The organism is Streptomyces sp. NPDC046727 (genome assembly GCF_040645635.1).
Taxonomy (GTDB): Bacteria; Actinomycetota; Actinomycetes; order Streptomycetales; family Streptomycetaceae; genus Streptomyces.
Genome location: NZ_JBEYYR010000026.1, coordinates 39,188 through 58,712 on the forward strand (window position 1 = coordinate 39,188; position 19,525 = coordinate 58,712).

At 71.3% G+C, this 19,525-nt stretch carries 19 protein-coding genes and 1 tRNA gene; 10 read left to right on the forward strand and 10 right to left on the reverse strand.

The window, feature by feature from the left end:
- Positions 1 to 130: 130 nt before the first annotated feature.
- Both ABZ937_RS27905 and ABZ937_RS27910 read right to left on the reverse strand, forming a co-directional pair.
- A complete protein-coding gene (locus ABZ937_RS27905) occupies positions 131 to 1,156 on the reverse strand; it encodes a P1 family peptidase (protein ID WP_361696078.1) in 1,026 nt (341 codons plus the stop codon).
- A gap of 41 nt (positions 1,157 to 1,197) precedes the next feature.
- Positions 1,198 to 2,436: a low temperature requirement protein A gene (locus ABZ937_RS27910; RefSeq protein ID WP_361696079.1), complete on the reverse strand. Its 1,239-nt coding sequence runs from the start codon at positions 2,434 to 2,436 to the stop codon at positions 1,198 to 1,200.
- Positions 2,437 to 2,554: 118 nt separating this feature from the next.
- Between ABZ937_RS27910 and ABZ937_RS27915 the strand changes: the two genes are divergently transcribed.
- Complete coding sequence (locus ABZ937_RS27915; protein WP_361696080.1) at positions 2,555 to 2,731, forward strand: hypothetical protein; 177 nt, start codon at positions 2,555 to 2,557, stop codon at positions 2,729 to 2,731.
- 19 nt (positions 2,732 to 2,750) lie between these two features.
- Here ABZ937_RS27915 and mscL read toward each other — a convergent pair whose 3' ends face one another.
- From mscL to ABZ937_RS27945, 6 genes are all read right to left on the reverse strand, one after another.
- Positions 2,751 to 3,227: a large conductance mechanosensitive channel protein MscL gene (gene mscL / locus ABZ937_RS27920; RefSeq protein WP_361696081.1), complete on the reverse strand. Its 477-nt coding sequence runs from the start codon at positions 3,225 to 3,227 to the stop codon at positions 2,751 to 2,753.
- 138 nt (positions 3,228 to 3,365) lie between these two features.
- Positions 3,366 to 3,983 carry a hypothetical protein gene (locus ABZ937_RS27925; RefSeq protein WP_361696082.1) on the reverse strand — a complete coding sequence of 206 codons (618 nt, stop codon included), beginning with the start codon at positions 3,981 to 3,983 and terminating at the stop codon, positions 3,366 to 3,368.
- Positions 3,984 to 4,126: 143 nt separating this feature from the next.
- Entirely contained in the window at positions 4,127 to 4,960 is an 834-nt protein-coding gene (locus tag ABZ937_RS27930; protein ID WP_361696083.1) for an S-methyl-5'-thioadenosine phosphorylase, read from the reverse strand.
- Positions 4,961 to 5,057: 97 nt separating this feature from the next.
- The gene (locus ABZ937_RS27935) at positions 5,058 to 5,375 is read right to left on the reverse strand and encodes an FmdB family zinc ribbon protein (RefSeq protein WP_361696084.1); all 318 of its coding nucleotides are present in this window, start codon (positions 5,373 to 5,375) and stop codon (positions 5,058 to 5,060) included.
- Between the two features lie 67 nt (positions 5,376 to 5,442).
- Positions 5,443 to 6,735 (reverse strand): MFS transporter, encoded by a 1,293-nt coding sequence (locus ABZ937_RS27940; protein WP_361696085.1) that lies wholly within the window; start codon positions 6,733 to 6,735, stop codon positions 5,443 to 5,445.
- Between the two features lie 324 nt (positions 6,736 to 7,059).
- Complete coding sequence (locus ABZ937_RS27945) at positions 7,060 to 8,565, reverse strand: potassium/proton antiporter (protein ID WP_361696157.1); 1,506 nt, start codon at positions 8,563 to 8,565, stop codon at positions 7,060 to 7,062.
- 223 nt (positions 8,566 to 8,788) lie between these two features.
- On the opposite strand from ABZ937_RS27945, the gene ABZ937_RS27950 reads away from it, so the two are divergent.
- The gene (locus tag ABZ937_RS27950) at positions 8,789 to 11,572 is read left to right on the forward strand and encodes a penicillin acylase family protein (RefSeq protein ID WP_361696086.1); all 2,784 of its coding nucleotides are present in this window, start codon (positions 8,789 to 8,791) and stop codon (positions 11,570 to 11,572) included.
- 79 nt (positions 11,573 to 11,651) lie between these two features.
- Here the strand turns inward: ABZ937_RS27950 and ABZ937_RS27955 are convergent, their stop codons facing one another.
- On the reverse strand, positions 11,652 to 12,272 hold the full coding sequence (locus ABZ937_RS27955) for a 5-formyltetrahydrofolate cyclo-ligase (protein ID WP_361696087.1): 621 nt from the start codon (positions 12,270 to 12,272) through the stop codon (positions 11,652 to 11,654).
- A gap of 95 nt (positions 12,273 to 12,367) precedes the next feature.
- On the opposite strand from ABZ937_RS27955, the gene galU reads away from it, so the two are divergent.
- The 7 genes from galU (at position 12,368) to ABZ937_RS27990 (ending at position 17,987) form a co-directional block, all read left to right on the forward strand.
- Positions 12,368 to 13,279 (forward strand): UTP--glucose-1-phosphate uridylyltransferase GalU, encoded by a 912-nt coding sequence (gene galU / locus ABZ937_RS27960; RefSeq protein WP_361696088.1) that lies wholly within the window; start codon positions 12,368 to 12,370, stop codon positions 13,277 to 13,279.
- Positions 13,276 to 14,598 (forward strand): gephyrin-like molybdotransferase Glp, encoded by a 1,323-nt coding sequence (glp, locus tag ABZ937_RS27965; RefSeq protein WP_361696089.1) that lies wholly within the window; start codon positions 13,276 to 13,278, stop codon positions 14,596 to 14,598. The genes galU and glp overlap by 4 nt, the downstream gene beginning before the upstream one ends.
- Positions 14,599 to 14,683: 85 nt before the next feature.
- Positions 14,684 to 15,163, forward strand: a complete 480-nt coding sequence (moaC, locus tag ABZ937_RS27970) for a cyclic pyranopterin monophosphate synthase MoaC (protein ID WP_361696090.1) — start codon at positions 14,684 to 14,686, stop codon at positions 15,161 to 15,163.
- Positions 15,160 to 15,726, forward strand: a complete 567-nt coding sequence (locus ABZ937_RS27975) for a MogA/MoaB family molybdenum cofactor biosynthesis protein (RefSeq protein WP_361696091.1) — start codon at positions 15,160 to 15,162, stop codon at positions 15,724 to 15,726. Before moaC ends, ABZ937_RS27975 begins: the two co-directional genes overlap by 4 nt.
- Positions 15,727 to 15,746: 20 nt before the next feature.
- Positions 15,747 to 16,451, forward strand: coding sequence for a GNAT family protein (locus tag ABZ937_RS27980; protein ID WP_361696092.1), 705 nt, complete (start codon positions 15,747 to 15,749; stop codon positions 16,449 to 16,451).
- A 178-nt stretch (positions 16,452 to 16,629) separates the two neighbouring features.
- On the forward strand, positions 16,630 to 17,838 hold the full coding sequence (gene glpR / locus ABZ937_RS27985) for a gephyrin-like molybdotransferase receptor GlpR (protein WP_361696093.1): 1,209 nt from the start codon (positions 16,630 to 16,632) through the stop codon (positions 17,836 to 17,838).
- A gap of 75 nt (positions 17,839 to 17,913) precedes the next feature.
- Positions 17,914 to 17,987, forward strand: a tRNA-Ala gene (locus ABZ937_RS27990).
- A gap of 167 nt (positions 17,988 to 18,154) precedes the next feature.
- Here ABZ937_RS27990 and ABZ937_RS27995 read toward each other — a convergent pair.
- Positions 18,155 to 18,631, reverse strand: coding sequence for a GNAT family N-acetyltransferase (locus tag ABZ937_RS27995; RefSeq protein ID WP_361696094.1), 477 nt, complete (start codon positions 18,629 to 18,631; stop codon positions 18,155 to 18,157).
- An 81-nt stretch (positions 18,632 to 18,712) separates the two neighbouring features.
- Here ABZ937_RS27995 and ABZ937_RS28000 point away from each other — a divergent pair, with 81 nt between their 5' ends.
- Positions 18,713 to 19,516 (forward strand): exodeoxyribonuclease III, encoded by an 804-nt coding sequence (locus tag ABZ937_RS28000; protein ID WP_361696095.1) that lies wholly within the window; start codon positions 18,713 to 18,715, stop codon positions 19,514 to 19,516.
- Positions 19,517 to 19,525: the final 9 nt, after the last annotated feature.

The following is a 19,525-nucleotide window of genomic DNA, read 5'->3' on the forward strand; positions in this document are numbered from 1 at the left end:
GGTTCGTGTGATGTGAGTGATCCGTTCCAGTGCGTGAAGAAAGAGGGCACCGGAGCCGGGGAAGGTTCCCACCGGCTCCCGTGAACGCCATCACGTGACAGAACCGCGACAATCCAGGCCGGCCTGTGGCCTACCGCTTCCGGTACAACTCCCCGTACGACGGCCACACCCCTCCCGGCCCGTCCACCGACTCGGCGGCGCGCACGGCCCGCACGATCGCGCGGGTCACCACGTCCGCGCCGGCGGCCAGGATGTCGTTGAGCGCCAGGGGGTGCGCGGCGAGCGGGCGCGCGCCGGTCGCCAGCGCGAACACCGTGTCCCCGTCGTGCAGAAGGTGCACCGGACGCACGGCGCGCGCGATCCCGTCGTGCGCCGTACCCGCCAGCTTCTGCGCCTGCGCCTTGGACAGGTCCGCGTCCGTCGCGACCACCGCCAGCGTCGTGTTCAGCGGCGGCGGCGCGTTCCCGATGGCGGCCTCGTCCAAGCGCCGGAGCGCGGCCTCGTGCACGCGCTCCTCCGGATACTCCACCCGCCCCTGGAACAACTCCCCGTACAGCACCCCCGTCCCGGGATCCACCACCGCTCCCGAGGCGTTCGCCACCACCAGCGCCGCCACGGTGATGCCCGAGTCGAGCACCGTACTCGCGGTGCCCACCCCGCCCTTGAGCCGCCCGACGACGGCGCCGGTGCCGGCGCCGACGCACCCCTCGGGCACCCCCGCGCCGGGTGCGGCCGCCGCCGCGGCCTCCACCGCCGCACGTCCTGTCGCCGCGTCCGGACGCGCGCGGAAGTCGCCACCGCGCCCCAGGTCGAAGACGCACGCGGCGGGCACCACCGGCACGACGTGCGCCGGATCCGCCCCCACCCGGACCCCGCGCCCCCGCTCCTCCAGCCAGGCCATCACCCCGGACGCCGCGTCGAGCCCGTACGCGCTGCCTCCGGTCAGCACGATCGCCTCGACCTTCTGCACCACGTTGCGCGGGTCGAGCGCGTCGGTCTCCTTGGTGCCGGGGCCGCCACCGCGCACGTCCACGGCGGCGACCGCGCCTCCGTCGGGTGCGAGGACGACCGTGGTGCCGGTGAGCCAGCCGTCGCCGCTGCGGGTGGCGTGTCCCACCCGCAGCCCGGCGACGTCCGTCAATGCGTCAGCTGTCATGGGCGCCAGTCTGGCCCAGAGCGGCGGTTCCCCCGGAGGGCTCAGCCGGCCGAGGCGGTGGCGCCGGCCGCGCGCTCCCGACCGGCCATACGCGCCGTCAGAACCACCCCGGTCACCACCGCGGCCGAGGACACCAGCCCCGCCGCGAGCACCGCCCAGTCGCCCAGGAAGGTGCAGCAGATCACCAGCAGGGCCGTGACCGGCAGCACCAGCTGCTGGGCGAGGCCCACCTTGAAGTGGCGGGAGTGCAGCGCCCACACGGTCAGCAGGTACAGCGCCGTCGGCAGGGTGACGGCGGCCGAGGCGGACAGGGTGGAGATGTGCGCCTTGCCGACCGCCTGCTCCACGGCCACCTCCAGGCCCGCGCCGATCGCCGCCGCCGAGGCGAAGACCAGATAGTGGCCGTAGCCCCAGGTGAACGCCCGCGCGCTGGAGCGCAGGTGGCCGTGGATGGGGACCACGAAGTAGATCCACCACGCGGAGAAGACGATCAGCAGTCCGCCCGCCGCGATGGGCAACAGCTCGGCCAGGGCGTCGTGCTCGTCCACGGCCGACTTCACGGCGACCGTGGCCGCGGCGATCGTCTCGCCGAGCACGATGATCGTGAACAGGCCGTACCGTTCGGCGATGTGGTGCGGGTGCCAGGAGGTTTCGTGGTGCCTCTCGGCGTACAGCGGCACGCACAGTTCCGCGATCGCCATCACGAGGAACACCCAAGGCCGTGCCGGTTCGGGCAGCAGCACCAGCCCGAGCCAGCCCACCAGGCACAGCAGCACGCCGCACGCGTACCGCAGTGCCATGGCTCTCTCCGTGCCCGAGGCCGATCTCGCGGCTCTCAGCCACTGCCAGGCCATCGCCAGCCGCATGATCACATAGCCGAGCCAGACCAGCAGGAAGTCGTGCTGCGTGAAGGCCCGGGAGATGCCGGCGGCCAGGACCAGCACGCCGGCGATCTGCACCAGGGTGACGACCCGGTAGAGCGCGTCGTCGTTGTCGTACGCCGAGGCGAACCAGCTGAAGTTCATCCAGGCCCACCAGATGGCGAAGAACGCCATGGCGTAGTTGAGGATCCCGCTGCCCGCGTGCCCCTCCGTCAGCGCGTGCACCAGTTGCACGCCCGCCTGCGCGATCGCCACGACGAAACACAGGTCGAAGAAGAGCTCCAGCGGGGATGCGACGCGGTGCGCCTCGTCGCGCCCGCGCGCGGTGAGCCGTCGCAGGGGGCCGGAGGGGTGTGGCGCGCCCGAGGGGGCGGGCGCCGGGGCGGAACTCGACGTCATGGTTCCCAGCACAGCAGAAATCCGCCCCGAAATCTTGTGAATGGATTCACAAGCGAAGGTCGCGAGGTCACCGGCCGTCCCGGTCGGGCCGCCGGGTCGGGAGCCGTACCCTTGGGGCATGAGCACCGCCCCCGCATCCGAGCCGCGCGAGCCGAAGCCCGCGCTGGTCTTCGACGACCCGCTGGACCAGCAGTCCTCGGACGACACCGACCGCGGGTGGGGCGAGCGCTCGGACGGCGACAGCGCCGCCGACCTGAAGCGCTTCCTCGACGAGAAGCCGCCCCACCACCTCTGAGCCGTCCGCGGGAGCGCCGCTAGCGCTCGTCGTGCCCGGATCCCCGCTGTGCGACCAGCGCGTCGCGGATCTCCTTGAGCACCTCCAGCTCGGTCACCTCGATGACCTCCTTCGTGCCCTCCCGCGCCGCCTTCCGGGCCTGCTGCCGGGCCAGGTACTTCGACATCGGCAGGACCATCAGGAAGTACACCACCGCCGCCGTGATCACGAAGGTGAGCGTGGCTCCCAGGACGGAGCCCCACATGATCGGCACCCCGCTCTTGACGGTGCCGTCCGCGCCCACCTGGCACGGGTCCTTCAGACAGGAGCTGTAGTTGTCGAGGTTCTGCGTGCCGATCGCTCCGACCAGCGGGTTGATGATCCCCTTCACCACCGCGTTGACGATGTTCGTGAAGGCCGCGCCGATGACCACCGCGACTGCAAGATCGACGACGTTGCCGCGCATCAGGAAGGCCTTGAAGCCTTGCCAGACGCTCGGATCCTTCTTCGCGCTCACCTAGGGGACTCTCCTCGCGTGCACAGGCTGTGGAACGAAACGCTCCGCAACCTACGGCACGGCGACGCCGCCGTGTCCAGTTCCGTAGCTCGATCGCGGTGCTTGACAGTGAGCCGCCGACAGCGCGTACGCGTTGGTTCAGCACAGCGTCACCGCCAGGCGTGCGGTGGTGCTCGCGCCGACCAGCCGTGCCGCCGCGGCCCTCGGCACCGACAGCACGACCAGCGCCCCGCTCCCGGTCGCGCCGTCAGGCGGCTCCGGTACCTTCGTCACCCGCACACCGCGCGCGAGCACCCGGGCGCCGCCCCCGGCAGGCGCGTCCTCCGCGGCGATCACGTCCACGCGGTCACCTGGCCGGAGCAGGAGCACCGTGGCGGCGTCGGCGATCCGCACCGGCGCCGTCACCAGGTCCACCGTCGCGTGCCGGCGCACCGGTTCCGCGACCCGGTGCCCGCCGGTCCGCTCCGCGCCGTGCGGTTCCGTCCTGGTTCCGGGGCCGGCGGCCACGAGCGCCGCCGCGGTCACCGCGAGGCCGGCCGCGACGGCCCGCCTGCGATGCCGTACCAGCCGCTGCAGCTGATACCGCCCGCCGCGCACCCGCACCGGATCGAACGGTGGCACCTCGCAGGTCGGCGGGGCGTCCGTGCCCAGCGGGCGCGGCAGCCGGAAGGGAGGAGGCGGGAAGGGGGAGCGAGCGGGAGGGCGGGTCGGAGGGGAGAGCGGGGGCGGAGTCGGGGTCGACGAGGACGAAGGCATGGGTATCACCGCCTGCGACGAGGAATTCGGCTTGCGATGCCACGATGGGGCATCGCGCCGGATCCCGCCGAAGCCGGTGGATCACGGACGGATTGTGGATAACTCGCCCACCCGAACGGGGAGTTCCGCTCAGCCCGCCCCCGCTACGGCAGCGTGAACCCCGGATCCATCCCGCCGAGCGCGTTCACGCACAGGCAGTCCCGCGCTGCGGTCTCCGGCAGCGCCGCCACCGCGTCGAACAGCACCCCGCGCATCCGGTCCACGTTGGCCGCGAACACCCGCAGCACCTCTTCGTGCGAGACGCCCTCCCCGGTCTCGGCACCCGCGTCGAGGTCGGTGACCAGGGTCAGCGACGTGTAGCACAGCTCCAGCTCCCGGGCGAGCGCCGCCTCGGGATGGCCCGTCATGCCCACCACCGACCAGCCCTGCGCCTGGTGCCACAACGATTCGGCGCGCGTCGAGAAGCGCGGGCCCTCCACCACGACCAGCGTGCCGCCGTCCACCGGTTCCCAGTCTTTTCCACGGGCCGCCTTCAGTGCGGCGGCCCGACCCGTGGGGCAGTAGGGGTCGGCCAGGGACACGTGCACGACGTTCGGCACGGTGCCGTCGGGCAGCGGCAGCCCGTCGAAGTACGTCTGCGCCCGGGACTTCGTACGGTCCACCAGCTGGTCCGGGACGAGCAGGGTGCCCGGGCCGTATTCGGGACGCAGCCCGCCCACCGCGCACGGACCGAGAACCTGCCGGACTCCGACCGAGCGCAGGGCCCACAGGTTGGCGCGGTAGTTGATGCGGTGCGGCGGCAGGTGGTGGCCACGGCCGTGCCGGGGCAGGAAGGCGACCCTCCGGCCGGCGAGCTCGCCGAGGAAGAGGGAGTCGCTGGGCGCCCCGTAGGGGGTGTCCACCTGGACCTCGGTCACGTCATCGAGGAAGGAGTAGAAACCCGAACCGCCGATTACGCCGATCTCTGCGTTCGCCATGACCAGCACACTAGCGGGCCGTGAAACCACGGGGGAGCCGGAGCCCGGGAACGCCGAAGACCCTGCCGTCGAGCGACGGCAGGGTCGGTGAGAGGTCTCAGGCGGCGGAGCTGTTGGTGGAGCTCGACGAAGACGACGAAGACGCCGACGTCGACGAGGACGAAGAGGTCGACGAGGACGCCTTCGTGTCGGACGAGGAGCCGGCCGGCTTCGACGCCGGGGTGCTGCTCGACGTGGAGCCGCGGGAGTCGTTGCGGTAGAACCCGGAGCCCTTGAAAACGATGCCGACCGCAGAGAACACCTTCTTCAGGCGGCCACGGCAGTTGGGGCACTCGGTCAAGGCGTCGTCGGTGAACTTCTGCACCGCCTCAAGGCCCTCGCCGCACTCGGTGCACTGGTACTGGTAGGTCGGCACTGTCTTCCTCCTGGCACTCTCACTCAATGAGTGCTAACGACGGTCCATAGTGACGTATTCCCGGGGATCAGTCCACCGTGACCGGGACGCGGTGACCGACGCCACGTGCGACGGTACGGTTCCGCTGCGGCGGGACCAGCCGGGATCGCCGGGCCGCCAGGGTCGCCAGCGCGAGCACGGTGCCCGCCATGGGCACGAGGAACCCGGCGCCGTCCCACAGCCGGTCCTCCAGCTGGCCCGAGACCGTGACGGCGGCGGCCTGGCCGAGCGCGACGGCGCCGGTCAGCCAGGTGAAGGCCTCGGTGCGCGCGCCGGCCGGGACCAGGGCCTCGACCAGCGTGTAGCCCGTGATCAGCGCCGGCGCGATGCACATGCCGACCAGCAGGCCGAGCGCGGCGAGCAGCAGCACGGAGTGCGCCGTCCACAGGGCGGACGCCGCCAGTGCGAGCGCCGCGTAGCCGATGACCAGACGCCTCTGGGGAGCCACCTTCCAGGCGATGGCGCCGCAGGCGATGCCGGACAGCATGTTCCCGGCGGCGAAGATCCCGTACAGGACGCCGTTCAGGCCGGGCTCGCCGATCGACTCGGTGAAGGCCGCGAGCGACACCTGCATGCCGCCGAAGACCGAGCCGATGCCCAGGAACGTCACGGCCAGTACGCGCACGCCCGGGACGCGCAGGGCCGAGGCGTGCTGCACGCGCGCGTGCCCGTCGTCGCCGGTCACCGGCGGCTGCGTGCTCTTCTGCGCGGCGAACAGCAGACCGCCGACGAGGGTCAGCGCGGCCTCCGTGACCAGGCCGGCGGCCGGTGTCACGGTGGTGCACAGCGCGGTCGCCAGCAGGGGGCCGAAGACGAAGGTCAGCTCGTCCGTGACCGACTCGAACGCGGCCGCGGTGGTCATCAGGGGCGAGCCCTGGAGCTTCACGCCCCAGCGCGCCCGCACCATCGGGCCGACCTGGGGCACCGAGGCGCCGGTCGGGACGGCCGCCAGGAACAGCGCCCACAGGGGAGCGTGCGCCAGCGCGAGCGCCGTCAGGGACAAGCCGGAGAGCGCGTGCACGAGCACGCCGGGGACCAGCACGGCGCGCTGGCCGTAGCGGTCGGCGAGGCGGCCGCTGTACGGCGCGAACAGCGCCATGGAGACGCCGGTGGCGGCCGCGGCGGCGCCCGCGGCGCCGTACGAGCCGGTGGTGTGCTGGACGAGCAGCACGATGGAGATGGTGAGCATCGCGAACGGCTGGCGTGCCGCGAAGCCGGGGAGCAGGAACGTCCAGGCGCCGCGGGTGCGCAGCAGCTGTCCGTATCCAGGGCGGGACGACGCCGGCGGGTTCTCCGCCGGGTCGGTGACCGTGGACGCCACGGCCCGTGCCTTTCTTCCGCCTGGTAGCGCGCCCGTGCGGGGGCGCCGAGAGCTGTCCTCTTGCGCAGAACTGCGGTAGATACCGGTGCCACTACGGAGGGCGCTCCGGCCGCCATACGGTCGCGCCAGCTCTGCATCAGACAGAGTTGGTTCGATCAGGTGCCTTAATACTACAGGGATCAAGGTCTTGTGCACCTGTGAAACCGAGCACCGTCAGGGCCGTTCACCTGCGATTGGCGCGGGTGTGAATCGTTCGAAACACCCTCGAAACGCACGCGCTCCCCGCTCGCGCGCACCGCGGGCCATGTGCCCGCGCGGCGGCGCTCACCACCCGGCGCCGGCCCCGTCCGTGCCCAGCCAGCCCGCCAGCTTGCCGCCGTGGGCGACCGCGCGCAGGCGGCGCTCCGTCGCGTCGCGGACCGGATCGGTGGCGACGACCAGCAGCTCGTCGCCTCGCCGCAGCACTGTCGTGGGCAGCGGCACGAACGATTCTTCTTCGCGGACGACCAGGGTGACGGCCGCACCGGCCGGCAGCCGCAGCTCGCTGACCTCCACGCCGTGCATCCGTGAGCCCTCGGGGATCGAGACGGACAGCAGGTGCCCGCGCAGCCGCTCCAGGGGTGCCGACTCGATGCCGAGGTCGGAGGCCTCGCCCTGCTCGCCCAGGCGCAGTGTGCGGGCCAGCCAGGGCAGGGTCGGCCCCTGGACGAGGGTGTAGACGACGACCAGGACGAAGACGATGTTGAAGATGCGGCGGCTGGCGTCGACGCCGTTCACCATGGGGATCGTCGCGAGGATGATGGGCACGGCGCCGCGCAGCCCCGCCCACGACATCAGGGTCTGCTCCTGCCACGGCACCCGGAACGGCGCCAGGCTCACCACCACGCTGAGCGGCCGGGCCACCATGGTCAGCACCAGCCCGATGATCAGGGCGGGCCAGATGTCGTCGCCCAGCTCGTGCGGGGTGACCAGCAGGCCGAGGACGACGAACATGCCGATCTGCGCGATCCAGCCGAGCCCCTCGGCGAAGCCGCGGGTGGCGGGCCAGTGGGGAAGCCGGGCGTTGCCGAGGACCACCGAGGCCAGGTAGACGGCCAGGAAGCCGCTGCCGTGCGCCAGGGCGCCGGCGGCGTACGCGGTGACGGCGATGGCCAGCACGGCGATCGGGTAGAGGCCGGAGGCGGGCAGGGCCACGTGCTTGAGTCCCCAGGAGCCGAACCAGCCCACCGCGAGCCCCAGGGCCGCGCCGATGGCCAGCTCCAGGGCTATCTCGCCCAGCAGCAGGTACCAGTGCTCGACCGGGCCGGCCGTGGAGAAGGCGACGACCAGGATGACCACCGGGGCGTCGTTGAAGCCGGACTCCGCCTCCAGCGTGCCCGTCACGCGCGCGGGGAGCGGAATTTTCCTCAGCACCGAGAAGACCGCCGCCGCGTCCGTCGAGGACACCACCGCTCCGATGATGAGCGCCTGCCGCCATTCCAGCCCGACCAGATAGTGCGCGCCCGCCGCGGTGATTCCGACGCTGATCGCGACCCCTGCCGTGGCCAGCACGCAGGCGGACGACAGGACCGGCCGGATCTCCTTCCACTTCGTGCCCAGGCCGCCCTCGGCGAGGATCACGACCAGGGCCGCGTACCCCATGACCTGGGTCACTTCGGCGCTGTTGAAGTGGATGTCACCGATACCGTCCTGGCCCATCAGGACGCCGATTCCCAGGTAGACGAGCAGGCTGGGGAGCCCGCTGCGCGAGGAGATCCGGACGGCCGCGACGGCGACGAGCAGGACGACGGAGCAGACGAGCAGGAGCTGGTTGAGGTGGTGAACAGTCAGCGGGCGTTCCTCCTCATGAGATCTCCGGAGCCTCCGGTTACTTCGTTACCTTACCTAACTCTTGACGCTTTCTTGACGTTCGGCGAGGCAAGATCGAACGCTCGTGCGCGCTGGTTCCCGACTCCGCGTCAAGCGGGACAAGACCCTGCGCCTATGGTTGCTCCAGCGCTCATTCAAAGTCACAGCCCGACCTGCCGCTCGCGTTAGGACAGCAAGGACAGCGATGCCCCCCAACACCACCGCCACAACGGGTGACACCGCCACCACGGGTGCGAGTGCCATGCCCGCCAAGTCCGGCAGGAAGAAGGGGCGCAAAGCCCGACTGGTCGTGCTTGTACTGGTTCTGGCCATCATCGGAGGCATCGCCTACGGGGCGTACTGGTCGATCAGCACCGTGCGCGCCTCCTTCCCGCAGACCACCGGTTCGATCAAGCTCGACGGCCTGTCCGGACCGGTCGACGTCAAGCGGGACGGCTACGGCATCCCGCAGATCTACGCCTCCTCGGACGAGGACCTGTTCATGGCGCAGGGCTTCGTGCAGGCGCAGGACCGGTTCTACGAGATGGACGTGCGCCGGCACATGACCTCCGGGCGCCTGTCGGAGATGTTCGGCAAGGGCCAGGTCAAGAACGACGAGTTCCTGCGCACCCTGGGCTGGGACCGGATCGCCCGGCAGGAGTACGACAGCAAGCTGTCGCCCGCCACGAAGAAGTACCTCCAGGCCTACGCCAAGGGAGTCAACGCCTACCTCCAGGGCAAGGAAGGCAAGGACATCTCCCTGGAGTACGCGGCGCTGGGCTTCGTCAACGACTACAAGCCGGAGAAGTGGACCCCGGTCGACTCCGTCGCGTGGCTGAAGGCGATGGCCTGGGACCTGCGCGGCAACATGCAGGACGAGATCGACCGCGCCCTGATGACCAGCCGCCTGGGCCCGCAGCAGATCCAGGACCTGTACCCGGCGTATCCCTACGGCCGCAACAAGCCGATCGTCCAGGAGGGCCAGTACGACGAGCTGACGAAGGCCTTCCGGCAGGGCGGCGCCACAAGCTCCTCTCAGGGCACGACGGGCACGACCGGCTCCTCGACCTCGACCGGGGCGGGTTCGGCCCTCACGAGTCAGCTGGGCGGCCTCTACAGCGTCCTGGACGACCTTCCCACCGCCGTCGGTGTGAACGGCCAGGGCATCGGCTCCAACTCCTGGGTGGTCGCCGGGAAGTACACCATCTCGGGCAAGCCCCTGCTCGCCAACGACCCGCACCTGTCGCCGTCGCTGCCGTCCGTCTGGTACCAGATGGGCCTGCACTGCCGCAGCGTCTCCGGCAAGTGCCAGTACGACGTCACGGGTTACACGTTCGCCGGCATGCCTGGTGTGATCATCGGCCACAACGGCAAGATCGCCTGGGGCATGACCAACTCCGGCGTCGACGTCACCGACCTCTACCTGGAGAAGGTCAGCGCGCACGGCTACCTGTACGACGGCAAGGTCCGGCCCTTCAAGACCCGCGAGGAGACCATCAAGGTCGCCGGCGGCAAGGCCAAGACGATCGTCGTCCGCCAGACCCAGGACGGCATGCCGCTGCTGTCCGACCGCGACGACGAACTGGTCCAGGTCGGCAGGAAGGCGACCGTGACCACCGCCGCCCCCGACCGGGGCGACGGCTACGGCATCGCCCTGAGGTGGACCGCGCTCGACCCGGGCACCTCCATGGACGCCGTGTTCGCCCTCGACAGGGCGGCCGACTGGAGCGACTTCCGGGACGCCGCGGCTCTGTTCGACGTGCCCTCGCAGAACCTGGTCTACGCCAGCACGGACAACCACATCGGCTACACGCTGCCCGGCCGGATCCCCACGCGCTCCGCCAAGGACGCCGGCACCATCCCGGTGCCGGGCTGGGACTCGAAGTACCGCTGGACGGGCTTCATCAAGCAGGACGAGCTGCCCTACGAGTACGACCCCAAGCGCGGCTACGTCGTCACCGCCAACCAGGCCGTGGTCGACCAGGACAAGTACCCGTACACGCTCACCGCCGACTGGGGCTACGGCACCCGCAGCCAGCGCATCACCGACCTGATCGAGTCCAAGATCAAGGACGGCGGCAAGGTCTCCACCGACGACATGCGGCAGATGCAGCTGGACAACAGCAGCGAGATCGCCAAGCTCCTGGTGCCCAGGCTGCTGAAGATCAACCTTGACGACCCGGACGTCCGCCAGGCGCAGGAGCTGCTGGAGGGCTGGGACTACACCCAGGACGCCGACTCCGCGGCGGCCGCGTACTTCAACGCCGTCTGGCGCAACATCCTCAAGCTCGCCTTCGGCAACAAGCTCCCCAAGGAGCTGCGCGTCAAGGGGCAGTGCCTGTGGGTCGACAAGATCGACAGCACCGGCCCGGTGGACGACGAGACCAAGGTGCGCGAGTGCGGTCAGCGCGACGCCGGCCAGGCGCAGCCGGACGGCGGCGACCGCTGGTTCGAGGTCGTGCGCACCCTGATGGAGAAGCCCGACAGCGACTGGTGGAAGACGCCGAAGTCGGGCACCCGTCCCGGCGCCGAGAACCGCGACCAGCTCTTCGCCCGCGCCATGATCGACGCCCGCTGGGAGCTGACCGCCAAGCTCGGCAAGGACATCGACACCTGGAGCTGGGGCCGGCTGCACCGCCTGTTCCTGAAGAACCAGACGCTCGGCACCGAGGGCCCCAAGGTCGTGCAGTACCTCCTGAACCGCGGCCCCTGGAAGCTCAGCGGCGGCGAGGCCACGGTGAACGCGACCGGCTGGAACGCCGCCGGCGGCTACAACGTGGTCTGGGTGCCGTCCATGCGGATGGTCGTCAACCTCGCCGACCTGGACAAGTCCAAGTGGATCAACCTGACCGGTGCCTCCGGGCACGCCTTCAGCGCGCACTACACGGACCAGACCGGCAAGTGGGTCAAGGGCGAGCTGCTGCCCTGGTCGTTCTCGGGCAAGGCGGTCGACAAGAGCACGAGCGACACACTCGTCCTCAAGCCGTGATCGCCCCCTGACATGACGCGAAACGGCCCTCCACGCGCGCGTGGAGGGCCGTTTCGCGTCAAGAGAGGCGGGTGCCCGGTCAGGGGCCGGCGAAGCGGCGCACTCCCGACGGCGTCACCACCGCGTGCACCGGCTTGTCGTGCGCCTCCGCCGGGACGCGCGCGACGACCTCCGTGTCGTAGAGCAGCACCACGAGCCGGGGGTGTGCGCCCGCGCGCTCCAGACGGGCCAGCACGCGGTCGTACGACCCTCCGCCGCGCCCCAGGCGCATCCCGCGCGCGTCCACCGCGAGCCCGGGCAGCAGGACGACGTCCGCGGCCGTCACGGCGTCCGGGCCGAGGCGCGCGCCGGAGGGTTCGAAAAGCGCCATTTTCCCGCCGTGTTGAACCCGCGCGAGGGAGTCCGGGCCGGCGTACTCGCCCCAGTCCAGGTCGTTGTCGGGCAGGAGCGCGGGGAGCAGCACGCGCACGCCCCGCGCGCGCAGCGCGTCCAGCAGCGCCAGCGTGCCGGGCTCGCTCCCGACGGAGACGTACGCCGCCACCGTGCGCCCGTGCGCCATCTCGGGCAGCTCCAGGGCGCGCTCCGCCAGCGCGCGCCCCGCATCGCCGACGTCATCCGCCGTCAACCTGTTCCTCACCGTGAGGATCTCTCGCCGCAACGTGCGCTTGTCAGGCTCGCCCGTAGGTCCGACGTGTACCACTGGTCGTTCGCGCACCCTTCTTAATGCAGGTCATATGAGGGTCAAGCAACCGGAGCCACAGATTCCCCACAAAGGCACCGGATATGGTTGCGGGCATGACTCAGTCCCACCCCAGGATCAGCAAGGCTGTCATTCCCGCAGCCGGCCTCGGCACCCGGTTCCTGCCGGCCACCAAAGCCACTCCCAAGGAGATGCTGCCGGTTGTCGACAAGCCGGCGATCCAGTATGTGGTCGAGGAGGCCGTGTCGGCGGGGCTCGACGACGTCCTCATGATCACCGGGCGTAACAAGCGCCCCCTTGAGGACCACTTCGACCGCAACTACGAGCTGGAATCGGCGCTCGAGAAGAAGGGCGACGCCGAACGGCTCTCGAAGGTGCAGGAGTCCAGCGACCTGGCCACCATGCACTACGTGCGCCAGGGCGACCCCAGGGGGCTCGGTCACGCCGTGCTGTGCGCCGCTCCGCACGTCGGCCACGAGCCCTTCGCCGTCCTCCTCGGTGACGACCTGATCGACCCGCGGGACCCGCTGCTGCAGCGCATGATCGAGATCCAGGAGCGGCACGGCGGCAGCGTGATCGCCCTCATGGAGGTCGCGCCGGAACAGATCCACCTCTACGGCTGCGCGGCCGTCGAGGCCACCGCCGAGGGCGACGTCGTGAAGGTGACCGGACTGGTCGAGAAGCCGGACCCGGCGGACGCCCCGTCGAGCTACGCGATCATCGGCCGCTACGTCCTCGACCCGCACATCTTCGGCATACTGCGCACGACCGAGCCGGGCCGCGGCGGCGAGATCCAGCTCACCGACGCCCTCCAGCAGCTCGCGCAGGACGAGAAGGTCGGCGGCCCCGTGCATGGCGTCGTCTTCAAGGGCCGCCGCTATGACACCGGCGACCGTGGCGACTATCTGCGTGCCATTGTCAGACTCGCGTGCGAACGTGAAGACCTGGGCCCGGACTTCCGGGCCTGGCTCCGCAGTTACGTAGCCGAGGAGATGCAGCAGTCTTGAGCAGCGCCGTGACCCGCCCCGCCGGCCCGGACGACCTGTGGTCGGTGGACGAGCACCTGGAGGACATCCTCTCGACCGTCCGCCCCCTCGAACCCATCGAGCTGCAACTGCTCGACGCCCAGGGCTGCGTCCTGGTCGAGGACGTCATGGTGCCGGTGTCCCTGCCGCCGTTCGACAACAGCTCCATGGACGGGTACGCGGTGCGGGTCGCGGACGTGGCGGGCGCCAGCGAGGAGTTCCCGGCGGCCCTGGAGGTCGTCGGGGACGTCGCGGCGGGCGCCGCGGATCCGGTCCGGGTCGGCCCCGGCCAGGCCGCGCGCATCATGACCGGCGCGCCGCTGCCGCCCGGAGCCGAGACCGTCGTCCCCGTCGAGTGGACCGACGGCGGGCTCGGCGAGGGACCGGTGAGCGGCATGCGGGCGCGCAGCCTGGCCCCCGAGGGCGCCGAGGGTCACGTGCACGTGTACCGCCCCGCCGAGGCACGCGCGCACGTGCGCGCCAAGGGCAGTGACGTACGGGCCGGCGACCGGGCCCTGGAGGCCGGGACGATCCTCGGCCCGCCGCAGATCGCGCTGCTCGCCGCGATCGGCCGCGGCACGGTGCGCGTGCGCCCGCGCCCGCGCGTGGTCGTCCTGTCCACCGGCAGCGAGCTCGTCCAGCCCGGCGAGGATCTGGCCGCCGGCCAGATCTACGACTCCAACAGCTTCGCCCTGACCGCCGCCGCGCGGGACGCGGGCGCCATCGCCTACCGGGTGGGCGCCGTCGCCGACGACGCCGAGACCCTCCGCTCCACCATCGAGGACCAGCTGATCCGCGCGGACCTGCTGGTGACCACGGGCGGGGTGAGCGTGGGGGCGTACGACGTCGTCAAGGAGGCGCTGTCGTACATCGGCGACGAGGACGAGGCGGGCAGCGGTGTCGAGTTCCGCAAGCTCGCCATGCAGCCCGGCAAGCCCCAGGGCTTCGGTGCCATCGGCCCCGACCACACGCCGCTGCTCGCCCTGCCGGGCAACCCCGTGTCGTCGTACGTCTCCTTCGAGCTGTTCGTCCGCCCCGCGATCCGCGCCCTGATGGGCCTCACGGAACTCCACCGGCCCCGCGCGCGGGCCGCTCTGAAGGCGGACGCGGCGCTCCGCTCGCCCAAGGGGCGCCGCCAGTTCCTGCGCGGGGCGTACACCGAGGGGGAGGTGACTCCCGTGGGCGGGGCCGGTTCCCATCTGATCGCGGCGCTGGCGCAGGCCGACGCGCTGATCGTCGTCCCCGAGGACGTGGAGTCCGTCGAGCCCGGCAGCGAGGTGGAAGTGGTCCTGCTCGGCTGAGCGCCGCTGGTTGGCGGTACCGTGTCGCGCACAGCAGGCCCGCGCTCCGCACCGCGCCGGGCCCGGACCGGGAGCGCCACACATCATGAGTAGTCAGGAACGGCTGACGCACATCGACGAGGCGGGCGCGGCCCGCATGGTCGACGTATCCGGTAAGGACGTGACCGCGCGCACCGCCCGCGCCAGCGGCCGTGTCCTGGTGTCACCGCGCGTGGTCGAGCTGCTGCGCGGTGAAGGGGTGCCCAAGGGTGACGCCCTGGCCACGGCGCGTATCGCCGGGATCATGGGCGCCAAGCGCACTCCGGATCTGATCCCGCTCTGTCACCCGTTGTCGGTGTCGGGTGTGAAACTGGATCTGTCGGTCGCGGACGACGCCGTGGAGATCCGGGCCACCGTGAAGACGACGGACCGAACGGGCGTCGAGATGGAGGCCCTCACCGCGGTGACGGTCGCCGCGCTCACCGTGATCGACATGGTCAAGGCGGTCGACAAGGGGGCGGTCATCACGGACGTGCGGGTGGAGGAGAAGACGGGCGGCAAGTCGGGCGACTGGAGCCGGGCATGACATTCGACGACACCATCGGAGGCGCTCTGCCGGCGCCGTACGCCGCGCTGGTCGTCACCGCTTCCAACCGGGCCGCCGCCGGCGTCTACGAGGACAAGGGCGGCCCGCTGATCGTGAAGGCCCTGGAGGGCTTCGGGTTCGCCGTGGACGGGCCGCGGGTGGTCCCGGACGGGGATCCGGTGGAGGCGGTGCTGCGCGCGGCGGTGGAGGCGGCGTACGACGTCGTCGTCACCACCGGCGGCACCGGCATCTCGCCCACCGACCGCACCCCCGAGGCGACCCGCGCGGTGATCGACTACGAGGTGCCGGGCATCGCGGAGGCCGTCCGCGCGTACGGGCGGGAGAAGGTGCCGACCGCCGCACTGTCCCGGGGCCTGGCGGGAGTGGCCAAGGGGACGCTGATCGTCAACCTGCCCGGGTCGGCCGGCGGCGTGCGGGACGGCCTCGCCGTCCTGGAGCCCCTGCTGATCCACGCCGTCGACCAGATCCGCGGCGGTGACCACCCCAGACCCTCCCCCAGTGCCCCGAAGGCCTGGGAGGCACCCCCAGGGGGTGCGAGCTGAACAGCCCTTCCTGGCCCGTCGTGCTGGCGGACGGCGATGTCGTTCTCCGGCCGATAAAGCTGCGCGACCAACGGGCCTGGCGCGAGGTGAACCGGCGCAACCGCGACTGGCTGCGCCCCTGGGAGGCGACCATTCCGCCGCCCACGCCGAGCGGGCCGATCACGCACCGGCCGACCTACCGGCAGATGGTCCGGCATCTGCGTTCCGAGGCCAACGCCGGCCGGATGCTGCCGTTCGTCATCGAGTACCAGGGGCGGCTCGTCGGGCAGTTGACGGTCGCCGGGATCACCTGGGGATCGATGTGCTCGGGTCATGTCGGCTACTGGGTGGACGAGGCCGTGGCCGGGCGCGGGGTCATGCCGACCGCCGTCGCGCTCGTCGTGGACCACTGTTTCCGCACCGTCGGCCTGCACCGCATCGAGGTCTGCATTCGCCCCGAGAACCGGCCGAGCCGGAGGGTCGTGGAGAAACTCGGATTCCGCGAGGAGGGGCTCCGGCCGCGTTATCTGCACATCGACGGCGCCTGGCGCGACCATCTCGTCTACGCGCTCACCGCGGAAGAGGCGCCCGACGGGTTGCTGGCGCGGTGGCGGCGGGCACGCTCTCAGAGCGCCCGGCGCACCGAGCGGCCCGCCGGCCACGAGGACGCGACGGACGCGTCGGGAGCACCGGGTACGGCGCGGAATCCGCGGAACGCGCCGGGGAATCCCGTCGAGCGCCCGTAAATTGAATACGTGTTCGAAATTGATCGGCTGCTGACCGTCTCAGGGCACTGAATTCGCTACTGTGGGCGATCCTCTGATCGCATCGGTCGCAAAAAATGCTGGAAATATCAGCCAGATCGTGCGACACACCGGGCCAATTGGCGGATGGCCTCACGCAAACCCCTCTACCGTGTGAGGCGTGAGCAGCAGCGGCCTCATCTACGCAGTCATTGTCGGGGCCTGGGCCGCCTACTTGGTGCCGATGTGGCTCCGTAGGCAGGACGAGCTGAACGAGGCCCGTCCGACGGAACGCTTCAGCACCGCCATCCGGCTGCTTTCCGGACGGGCGGGCATGGAGCGCCGGTACGCCAGGGACCTGCGGGCGCGCTCCGCCCAGGAGGGGGAGCCGGACGCCGGCGACCCGGACGCCGTCACCGACTCGGTGGACGTCCGGGCCTTCGCCATGCCTCCGACCCGCCGTCAGGTCATCGCGGAAGCGGAGCCCGAGACGCCCGGCAGCGCGGAGCCGGCGCGTGACCAGGACGCCGCGCCGGCGCCCAAGTCCGCCTCCGTGTCCGGGCACGCATCCGGGAGTACGCCCGCGCAGCAGCGTGAACCGAGCGCGCGGCCGGCGCCCTCGGCGCAGGCCGCCGCAGCGCGCGCCCGGCGCTCGAAGGTGCTCGCGCGCCGTCGGCGCACCACCGTGATGCTCTTCCTCGCCTTCACACTCGGCGCGATCATCGCCGCCGTCGGCGGGCTCGCCTTCCTGTGGGCACCGGCAGCGCCGGCCGCACTGCTCAGCACGTACATCGCCTACCTGCGTGCGCAGGAGCGCCGCCGCTTCGCCTACCAGATGGACCGCAAGAGCGCCGAGGCCGCCGCCCAGCGCCTGCGCGAGCGCCAGCCGCGCCGCCGGGCGCCCGTCGACGAGGGACCCGGTGCCGACGAGTCGGACGAGAGCCAGGACGCCGAGACCGACACCGGCCTCTCCGCGCTCGCCGCGGACCGGCGCGCACTGGTCGAGCAGACCGACCACGCGGAGTGGGTCGACCAGCAGCGGGAGCGGCAGCGGCGGCCCGGGCACGGCGACAGCTGGGACCCGGTGCCGGTGCCGCTGCCGACGTACGTGACCGCGCCCGTCGCTCCGCGCGCCACCTCCGACGTGGACCTGGGGGCACCCGACACGTGGAGTTCGGCGCGGTCCAGCGCGGTCGTGCCGGAGCACGAGGCGGGCCATGCGCCTCAGGGCGCGGCGGACGAGCCGGAGCCGGCGGCCGGGGACAAGCCCGCGGACGGCCGCAGCGACGCGCGCCGCGCGGCCTCGGCGCGCCGGGCGCGCGAACGCGGACGCACGCCCCTCTTCGACCAGTACGAGGACGGCGACCGTCCGCGCGCGGCCAACGAGTGACCCCGCCGCCCTGACCAGTCAGGGAACGGATTTCCAAGCACCCTGATCGGGATGCTAGAGTTTCACTCGTTGCAAGGGCCTGTGGCGCAGTCCGGTAGCGCACCTCGTTCGCATCGAGGGGGCCAGGGGTTCAAATCCCCTCAGGTCCACGCACGACTGTTCCCGAGTCAGCTCGGGAATGGTGAACGAAGATCCCGCCGATCATCACGATCGGTCGGGATCTTCGTCGTTTGCGTGAGAGGGGCCACATCGCGCTCCCGTCCCATCCGCCCCGGCCGCGCTCTGTGCAGCCGGGGCGGTGGCTTCGTGGGGGAGGTCACAGCCGCTTGGCGTAGCAGCGGCTGTCCTCGTAGTCGCGGTAGTAGCCGAACTTCACGCACGGTGCGTAGCCGCTGGAGGTGTACAGGGCGATGGCCTCAGGCTGCTTGGTGCCCGTCTCCAGGACCATGCGGATGCGGCCGGCCATGCGGGCGTCCTCCTCCAGGGCCGCCAGCATGCGGCGCGCCAGGCCCCGGCCGCGCATCTCCTCGATGACGTACATGCGCTTGAGTTCGGCGTCGCCGTCCTCGTTGCCCTCGCCGTTGCTGTCCTGGCTGCGCCAGCCGCCGGTGGCCACCGGGCGGTCGCGCTCGTCGTACGCGATCAGGTACACGCCCCGGGGCGGATCGAAGTCGGCGGCGTCCAGGGCCGTGGCGTCGCCTCCGTCGCCGTAGCGCAGGTGGTATTCGGCCTGGACCTCGTCGTTGAGCTTCACGGCGTCGGGGTGATCGAAGCGAACACGGCGTATATTCATGCCGGGTATCGTACTTCTATGCATACGTTGGGAGCTCCCGGGTTTTGCGGACCCCGACCAGTGTGCCGGTATCGTGCCCTGGTGCTGACTGTGACCTCGGTGAACGTGAACGGGTTGCGGGCCGCCGCGAAGAAGGGATTCGTGGAGTGGCTCGCCGGGACCGACGCGGACGTCGTCTGCCTCCAGGAGGTGCGCGCCGAGCCGCACCAGCTGCCCGAGGAGGTCCGGCAGCCCGACGGCTGGCACGTCGTACACGCCCCGGCCGCCGCCAAGGGCCGCGCGGGCGTCTCCCTCTACGTCCGGCGCGAACCCGACCGCGTCCGGGTCGGCTTCGGCTCCGCCGAGTTCGACGGCAGCGGGCGCTACGTCGAGGCCGAGCTGCCCGGCGTCACCGTCGCCTCCCTCTATCTGCCCTCCGGCGAGGTCGGCACCGAGCGGCAGGACGAGAAGATCCGCTTCATGGGCGAGTTCCTCGCCTACCTGAAGGAGCTGCGCGAGCGGGCCGCCGCCGACGGGCGCGAGGTCCTCGTCTGCGGCGACTGGAACATCGCCCACCAGCAGGCCGACCTCAAGAACTGGCGCGGCAACACCAAGAACTCCGGCTTCCTGCCGGAGGAGCGCGACTGGCTCGGCCGGGTGTTCGCCGCCGAGGAGGGCGGCTACGTCGACGTGGTCCGCGCCCTGCACCCGGACGCCGAGGGGCCGTACAGCTGGTGGTCGTACCGCGGGCGGGCCTTCGACAACGACAGCGGTTGGCGCATCGACTACCACGTCGCCACGCCCGGACTCGCCGACAGGGCGGTCAAGGGGTTCGTGGAGCGCGCGACCACCCACGCCGAGCGCTGGTCGGACCACGCCCCGGTGACGGTCGTCTACGACCTCTGAGGCCCCGCC